We start from the raw sequence: 8,098 nt of genomic DNA on the forward strand, positions 1-8,098 counted from the left end.
CCTCTGTTGTTGAAGACAATTGCAAAGAATGAGAGGCTAAATTCGAAGCAACGGATTGAATATTGCTTACCAAGCCTCTTAAGTTTTCAGTCATAGTCTTCAGGCTGTGATAAAGTTCTCCTATTTCATCCTTTGTATTTACTTTAACTTCAAAATCTTTCAAATCCCCATCGGCTATTGTTTTTATTATTGAGGACACATCCACCAGTGGCTTTGTAAATCGTCTTGAGAAGTAGAAACCCAATAATCCAACAATTATAGCAGCTGCAATAAGCATAGCAACACATACATTCAAAAGTTTATAGGAAGAAGACATAGCCATCGCAACAGGTGTCTCTACGACAATTAACCAACCTGCCTGTTGGTTCAATGCATGGCTTACAATGACTTCTTCACCTTCGATGTTTGCAGTCTTCAGAGTAGCATTTTGTCCCGCAAGACCTGCTTGTATAAATTCCAATGAATTGAAATCTTCCTGGTTTTGAACATATTCCATATTAGGATGGGCCAATACGGTACCTTGCCTTGAGAGAACATAGACATCTGTACTGCCTTCTGAAAGTTCTGTAACAAACTCACTGAGTTGATCCAACTGAATGTTTGCTTGAAGAACTCCGACAATACTGTTATTCATGTGTCTAACAGGTACAGAACAAATAACAATTAATTTGCCTGTAGCTTTTGCCACAAGCATATCAGATACATACTCCTCAGTTCCTCTCATAGATTGCTTGAAGAATTCACGATCTGCTATATGGGTTAAGGCATCATCATTACTTTTTACAACTTGTTGTCCTGTAGAATCATCAAGGGCAATAATAAGCTCTGGATTAACTTTTGCGGCATCTATGAGAATTTTTTTCGCATTTTCTAAATCAAAATTGCGAATAGCCGGTTGGTTTGCAATGATATGTAGTGTATTGAAATACTTATCCAGCATCCCGCTAATTTCAGCTTTAACAAATTCCAATTTGATCTCGCTCAGTTGATATGTATTTTTCTTAGAGTTTGACACAAAAGATGCTACGGACACACCTGAAAAGACTAATAGTGGGATTAAACTAGTAGCTAATAGCATTAAAAGTAACCGTGTTTTGAGCTTCAAAATTAGTTTCCTCCTATTTAAGCTTTTTATTAGATGCTTGCAAAACACCATATGCCACATAAATACGATATTATCTTTTAAGTTTTAAGTAGCACAAATTTTAGTTAATTTCGCAGCTGCATATTAATTTTATTTATAAAAACATTAGAACAAAAAAGCCACATTTAGCGACATATACAAAGAAGGTTTCGGCAGCTTGGCAACCATCAGCATAATCTGTTAGGCCCATAGCTTTGCGTCTTTAGCTTTCGCTAAGTTTACCTTTGTCGCAACACACCTAATTCATTTTGAACATATTGTATGTAATATGTGATATCACTTTATAAAGTTTACGACTAATTAACATGAAATTCAACAATATTCGTGTTATTTTAACAAAAATTACTTATATCAATAATGATATTCATAAATAACTATATAAGCCTAGCTGTCGTTTATGTTACCAGATTATCATCTGCAATAATGAATATTCCATGCTTACATCCTCTTTGTTTTTATCAACTTTGCGCTAACCTCTCAATGTTCATGTCAATGCTGAGTTTTGTTATATTCTGTATTTTATTGTCGTATTTTGTTGATTTGTTCAGAATTTTTTGATATGATTATTTTGCATGTTGACACGAGTTAACCGCCTACAGTTGGAACAACTTATTACTTTATCATTTTCTAATGGTTGAAAGTGTTCATTATTTACTCTCCTTTTATCACTGGAAAGGTAGGTGAACTTGTGGCAACCTCATACTTTGCTTCTTGGGCATAAGTGGTTCAGATCATTATTACTGCGATCACACGAATCACATGTCTACTGAAAGCCCGAGAGCAGTGTAGCAGCACACCATAGTCATGACGGAGATAACTAGGAGGGGTTTTTATGAAGCTAAAAAGCATTACAGCAAAAATTACTTTATTCTTTGGAGTGTTAATGTTTGTAATCTGTATAGGCTTAGGAATTAGTGCTTATTTAAGTTCCAGCAGTGCTTTAAAAACCAATATTGATGAAAATCTTCTGGAAATTGCTAAAGCCAATGCTAAGATTATTACCGAGAAGCTTAATACACAGATTAATGCCTTGCAAGCTTTAGCTGAAAGTCCATGGATAAAAAGCAGCGAATTAACATTGGATGAAAAATTGGACTTACTTCGAGACGAAGTTAAACGAAATGAGCATGTAAATATGTTCATCGCCGATACCAATGGGGATTGTAAAAATATCGACGGTGCCGGTTTGAATATAAAAGAAAGAGACTATTTTCAAAAAGCATTATCCGGACAACCTAATGTTTCAGACCCTATTGTCAATAACCTAGACCAAACTGTTGTTATTATATTCGCTGTTCCTATCAAAGATGGTAATACAGTGAAAGGTGTATTAGTTGCCGTTCGAGATGGTAATTGCTTGAGCAAGTACACCAATGAAATGGAATTTAACCAGCGGGAAGTTTTTATGATTAACAATCAAGGTACTACTATAGCAAGCAATAATCAAAATCGTGTTTTGGAAATGTACAATATTTTTGAACAATACGAAGCTGATAATGAATTGGAATCATTATGCAATATTCAAAAGAAAATGACCCAAGGAGAAACAGGAGTTGGTAAATATACCTACAATGGCATAACTAATTACATAGCCTACTATCCTGTTGAGGGCACAAACTGGTCCTTAGGTGTAACAGCTCCGAAGTCAGTGATCATGGCCAAGGTCGATGATTTAACCACTATAATGTTAGCTCTATCTCTTTTTTTCTTATTCATTGGCATAATGTTAATCATAGCAATTGCTCGCAATATTTCTGGACCTATCAAAGAGGTAACTGATCATTTAAACGTTATGTCTACCGGAGACTTTACAGTGGATATATCCAAAAAGCTATTGACAAAACAGGATGAAATAGGTAGTTTGGCTAATTCACTTGTCAAAATGCAAGATTCCATTCGCAACATGATGAAAGCTGTTGTCGATGAATCTACTAATGTCACTGAAATGCTGCTTACCATCAATAAAGATATGTATAATTTAAATGAAAACATTGAAGAAATTTCCTCTACTACAGAACAACTATCCGCAGCCACAGAGGAAACTGCTGCTTCAAGCGAAGAAATGAACACCACTTCCTTAGAAGTAGAAAAGGCCATAGAGTCTGTTGCTTCAAAGGCACAAGAGGGTGCAATGACCATTAACAAAGTAAGTCAGATTAGTGAAGAAATGAAGCTAAGTGCAATTTCTTCAAAACAAGAAGCTCTGGAAATATACAGTAAAACGAAAATCAACTTGCAAGATGCAATTGAACAATCTAAGGCAGTCAATCAGATTAATGATTTGTCTAATGCCATACTGGACATTACTTCCCAGACAAATCTGCTGGCTTTGAACGCAGCTATCGAAGCAGCTAGAGCGGGAGAAGCAGGCAAAGGCTTTGCCGTGGTGGCGGAAGAAATCAGAAAACTTGCCGAAGGCTCTAAAACTTCTGTATCCCGAATTCAGGAAATGACAAATGAGGTTCTGGCAGTAGTAAATGCTCTTTCCTCAAGCTCCATGGAGATTATGGAGTTTATTGACAAGAAAGTACTCAATGATTATGAAAGTGTAGTACAAACCAGCGAAAGATATAATGAACTCTCTATGGTCATCAACGATATAGTGACGGAGTTCAGTTCTACTTCGGAGGAACTTCTGGCATCGATGCAGAACATGGTTGAAGCCATAACCCAGATAAGTGCATCTTCCAATGAGGAAGCTATGGGAGCATCAAACATCGCACAGAAGACAGCAGAGATTGCCACTATGGCAAAAAATGTAGTGAATCTGGCAAGCAAATCAAATGAAAAATCAGAAACACTGATAAATCTAGTTAAGCAATTTAAAATTTAAAGCCTAATGCTACTAGGGGCTGTCGCACTAAATAAATAGTGCGACAGCCTTTACAATCAAGGAAACCTTTCTTGAAACCCATTACGGAAAATTTATATTAAAGTGAAATTATGCTTTCCATGGGGCATAAAAAAGCTTTCGAGGGCCTTTGTCATTAAAGCCCTGAAAGCTTAAGAAGGATTTAAGTTGGCATAATTACTTCATCTCAAACCTATGAGCCTCATACCTGTTTTTATCCAATATATTATATCCCCGAAGGGTTACCTCACTTGGTAGAGTTTCTGAAGCTTGTAAGGAAAATCTCTGAATGAAGCGATTTTCATCTAAAACCTGAATGCCCTCACCGGAAGAGATACCTCCAGATATAGGATTACCAGTATCATCCAGCACCTCAAACCATAGGCCCTTATCTGTCTTCTCAAACTTTTCTTTGTCTATCACTGTGTATTCAATATCTGCATAAATCTCCATAGCTGAAGCGGTGAGTGTAACTTTATCAACGCGAACACCTATATCACTGAATACTACAGGCATATCACTGGTTACTGTTTCCTCAGTTCCGGAATTTATCAATGTTACTGAAAGCGTAGTTTCCTTTTTATTTTTATCATCAATAAAGTTTTTCCCTTCTAGGCTCACAAACGGTGCGGCCACGCATGTAATCTCTATATCTTCTTGCACAGAACTGCTGTCAATGTTAGCGTTAAGCATGTAAACAAGAGTTCCGTCCTCTTCAAGGATATAATCAATGGAATTGCAGCTCACTCCATCAATACCCACAGATGTGTTTATCATTTCTTTGTTGTTTCCTTTGGCATAATCAGCTATGGTGCCGGTTATGTTGCTGAAAATGGGACCCATATTGCTGATAGGATCTGTTGGAAATGCATCAGGCCCTAACAGCAAATATCGCGAGCTTGAAGGCTCTACATCTATGACAATGTACACGCTCTTTCCGTTGAATACAGCCTCACGTACCACAAAATCCCCAAACTCGGTCTCATTGCCTTTTTGAGATACTTCCTTTTGCACCATATTAGCAACTTCCGGCAAAACCTTCACGTTTTGCCTTCTTCCGCTTAAGAAATCAAAAATTCCCCAAGAGTTTTTAACCGCCAGAACCGTCCCGGCAGATAGCAAGCAGGCAAGCACAATTGCAGCAGCCAAGCTAAATCCTATTCTTTTCACAGGTTTTCTGTTTTCACTCTTTTGTATATTGGTCAGGGTATTATATAAAGTATTGACAAAACCTTCATCGGCCTGACCGAAGGCTTTTTTCAATTCACTCATATCTTGCATGTCTCGCATGGAAATTGATCCTCCTCACACAATATCTTTTTCAGTTTTTGACGCCCGTTTAACATGCGGGATTTGACCGTTCCCTGCGGCAAACGTAAAATTTGGGCAACTTCCTTTATCGAAAACCCTTCGATATAATGCAGAAGAATAGGCAGGCGGAGCTTTTCATCCAATCTGAACAGCGCATCATGCAGTTCCATGTCAGCATCCGCAGGTACAGGGCGTTCAGGCAATTCCTCCATTGGCAGTTCCCGTTTTCTTTTTTTCTGAATATTATGGCATTCATTTATAAGAATGCGGATTACCCAAGTCTGCATATAACGCTCATCTTTAAGTTGATGGCGCTTCTTCCATGCCTTGTACAAGCATTCCTGGACCGCTTCTTCCCTGTCGCAGCTTTGGGATAGCTGTGTATAGCTAACCCGATATAATGTTTGCGTCATTGCGACGATTCGCGTTGAAAACTCCTCATTGGTCACTCTTTTATCCTCCTTGCTTGTTTTTTGACCGGTCACTTGTTAGACATTCAGAAGCAATATTTGGTTTTTGAGTGGATAAATTTTTATCGTCATAAATTTATACTGTTATTCCGTCACTGAAATCAAGAACAGACTTAATCCAATCAAAATTATTACATACCTACATCTTATACAGGAGGAATAAATTACGGTCTGACATCTTCTATCTCTCTATCTATGAGTTCCAGTTGGTTCTTATCGTTAACACGATAATAGTCGGTATAATACAAGCCATTCTCTACCTTATACCATGCTATTAACCGTTTGTTTTCTACATCTACTTTTGATAGTTGTAAGCAAAAACTGTACTCATACTGCTGTGTATCATTGTTCCAGCACCAATAATAATATGGAACACTGTTGTTTGGAATCCATCCACATACCTCCAAGTCCATATACCCATCGAAATTAACATCTTTCAATGCTGCTGATTCTTCTATTGATAGACACTCCGAATAGCCTTTATCAATTCCATTTACACCATCCATATCTATAGCTTCCTGAATAAGAATCGATTGTATTAAGTTTCCCCCTTCAAAGACACGAATCTCTCGTACACCGTACATCACTATATCATCATCTCTTTTTTTCCCAATAACAGACAATATTAGCACTCTCCCATCATCCAAAGGCATTTCCATTACTTTTAAAACTTCATCTGAATTTTCCTGTGGATGTAATGAAGAATCAGATTCCAACCCAAACTCAGATTGCTCTGTAATTGATTCACCAGATATTTTCTCTACAGATGTGTATGCATCTGTAATAAATTTATCTTGTCCACAAGCTGATAAGACAGTTATGCCTATTGTCAATAAAATTCCTAATGATAAACTATTGATATCTCTCATAAAATACCCCTCTATTAATAAATTTTAAACATTCATTCCGCATTCCTAGAATTCTAACTCTTGATGTCTTCATTTCTGATTGGCAGGACTAATGTTGTCACTTCCTCTCATTTTATCATAAATTTCTCAATAAAACTGTCTGTTACAAGAAACACTATTTTCTCATCTTCTATTCAAATTATGGCTTCCTCCTTAGTTGATTTCTAATTAAACTTAAAAGCATCACAACAAAATAACTTTGTTATTTGGGGTGTTAATGTTTTTAATCAGAAAAAGTGAATACTCAGTAAATCTCTTAACAAAACAGAATAAAATAGACAGCCTGGCTAATTCCCTTGCCAAGATGGAAGATTCCATTCGCAATATGATGAAAGCTGTTGTCGATGAATCTACTAATGTCAGTGAAATGCTGCTACAAGCAAAGAAATGAACACCACTTCCTTAGAGGTAGAAAAAGCCATAGAGTCTGTTGCTTCAAAGGCACAAGAGGGTGCAATGGACATTAGCAAATTAAGTCAATTTAGTGAGGAAATGAAAATAAGTGACTATAAACTCTGATAGTAAGTGCGATAAAAGAATAAAAACAGATGTGATGAACATAAAAAATCTCATTATTCTACCAATCATATTTTCATCAGATATGACAGCAAAATGTGACATTAACAAAAGCGATGCTATTGTTCTAAAAAAGCAACGAATCCTCAAAGAATAAATGAAGCAATTAGATTCTTAATATAAACATTGTTACAATACAAAACTCTAACATGTCTATAGATACGGAAATATATTTCTTTGTATCATTAATATTTTTTAGTCATCATTATACCAGCAATGACAGACATAAAAGTTGATACTGATTTCATATAACTCAAAAACTCAACAGGTATATTAATAAAATCTGTCAGAAAAAAGGTAATGCGACATAAAACCAAGCTAAAATAAAATTAATTAGACTGATAATTATAATCAAGTTGAAAATAGCTCCATGAGTTATTATGTACTTTAATCCAAAACCTGTATTAGATAAAACATCCTTTTTTTCTGTGCCGTCATTATCGTTATTTAATCTTATGTTTAATATAACTCGTTGTGCTAGCTTTGAATTACCAAAAATCTACAAATGAAAAACTCCAACATATTATGTAACCTATCATTAATAACCAAGAAAATGATAGGGAGGTCACATATATGCTGGAGTCTGATAGAAACTATTTTATCAAAGAAATTGGAGATTTAAAAGACTTTGTAACTGTCTCTTATGTCATAATTGACGATATCTACCAGGAAGTTACTCCAACACATATTAAAAATCGTTGTAATATCAATACTTCTAAGATGAGTGATAGTGAAATAATTACCTTAAGCATTGTTGCTAAATTACTAACCATTGATTCAGAAAATGCCTGGTTTGGTTTCTGTAATAAGAATATGAGAGACTTGTTTCCAAGGCTTT

General features: G+C 35.9%; 6 protein-coding genes, 1 pseudogene and 1 riboswitch. Of the genes and pseudogenes, 3 read left to right on the plus strand and 4 right to left on the minus strand.

Going from position 1 to position 8,098, the window contains the following annotated elements:
* Positions 1–1,105, minus strand: a 1,105-nt coding sequence (locus BUB48_RS17030) for a cache domain-containing sensor histidine kinase (RefSeq protein ID WP_139250035.1), incomplete at its 3' end; no start/stop codon positions are given.
* 187 nt (positions 1,106–1,292) lie between these two features.
* Positions 1,293–1,377, minus strand: a riboswitch (cyclic di-GMP riboswitch).
* 599 nt (positions 1,378–1,976) lie between these two features.
* Here BUB48_RS17030 and BUB48_RS17035 point away from each other — a divergent pair.
* The gene (locus BUB48_RS17035) at positions 1,977–3,977 is read left to right on the plus strand and encodes a methyl-accepting chemotaxis protein (protein ID WP_073028067.1); all 2,001 of its coding nucleotides are present in this window, start codon (positions 1,977–1,979) and stop codon (positions 3,975–3,977) included.
* A gap of 195 nt (positions 3,978–4,172) precedes the next feature.
* Here the strand turns inward: BUB48_RS17035 and BUB48_RS17040 are convergent, their stop codons facing one another.
* The 3 genes from BUB48_RS17040 to BUB48_RS17050 all read right to left on the minus strand — a co-directional run bounded on the left by BUB48_RS17040 (position 4,173) and on the right by BUB48_RS17050 (position 6,645).
* Positions 4,173–5,285: a DUF5643 domain-containing protein gene (locus tag BUB48_RS17040; protein WP_242944272.1), complete on the minus strand. Its 1,113-nt coding sequence runs from the start codon at positions 5,283–5,285 to the stop codon at positions 4,173–4,175.
* Complete coding sequence (locus tag BUB48_RS17045; RefSeq protein ID WP_073028070.1) at positions 5,264–5,755, minus strand: RNA polymerase sigma factor; 492 nt, start codon at positions 5,753–5,755, stop codon at positions 5,264–5,266. Before BUB48_RS17045 ends, BUB48_RS17040 begins: the two co-directional genes overlap by 22 nt.
* A gap of 185 nt (positions 5,756–5,940) precedes the next feature.
* Positions 5,941–6,645, minus strand: a complete 705-nt coding sequence (locus BUB48_RS17050) for an XAC2610-related protein (RefSeq protein WP_073028073.1) — start codon at positions 6,643–6,645, stop codon at positions 5,941–5,943.
* Between the two features lie 256 nt (positions 6,646–6,901).
* Here BUB48_RS17050 and BUB48_RS18225 point away from each other — a divergent pair, with 256 nt between their 5' ends.
* Positions 6,902–7,075 carry a hypothetical protein gene (locus tag BUB48_RS18225; protein ID WP_175548462.1) on the plus strand — a complete coding sequence of 58 codons (174 nt, stop codon included), beginning with the start codon at positions 6,902–6,904 and terminating at the stop codon, positions 7,073–7,075.
* 758 nt (positions 7,076–7,833) lie between these two features.
* Positions 7,834–8,098: pseudogene (locus tag BUB48_RS17055) on the plus strand (IS982 family transposase); the annotation flags it as partial.

This window comes from Lutispora thermophila DSM 19022 (assembly GCF_900142105.1).
Taxonomy (GTDB): Bacteria; Bacillota; Clostridia; order Lutisporales; family Lutisporaceae; genus Lutispora; species Lutispora thermophila.

What these genes read in the sequence shown, in the direction of transcription:
- BUB48_RS17040 (WP_242944272.1), bottom strand. Translation starts at nt 5,285, where the DNA reads ATGCGAGACATGCAAGATATGAGTGAATTGAAAAAAGCCTTCGGTCAG.
- BUB48_RS17035 (WP_073028067.1), top strand. Translation starts at nt 1,977, where the DNA reads ATGAAGCTAAAAAGCATTACAGCAAAAATTACTTTATTCTTTGGAGTG.
- BUB48_RS18225 (WP_175548462.1), top strand. Translation starts at nt 6,902, where the DNA reads ATGTTTTTAATCAGAAAAAGTGAATACTCAGTAAATCTCTTAACAAAA.
- BUB48_RS17050 (WP_073028073.1), bottom strand. Translation starts at nt 6,645, where the DNA reads ATGAGAGATATCAATAGTTTATCATTAGGAATTTTATTGACAATAGGC.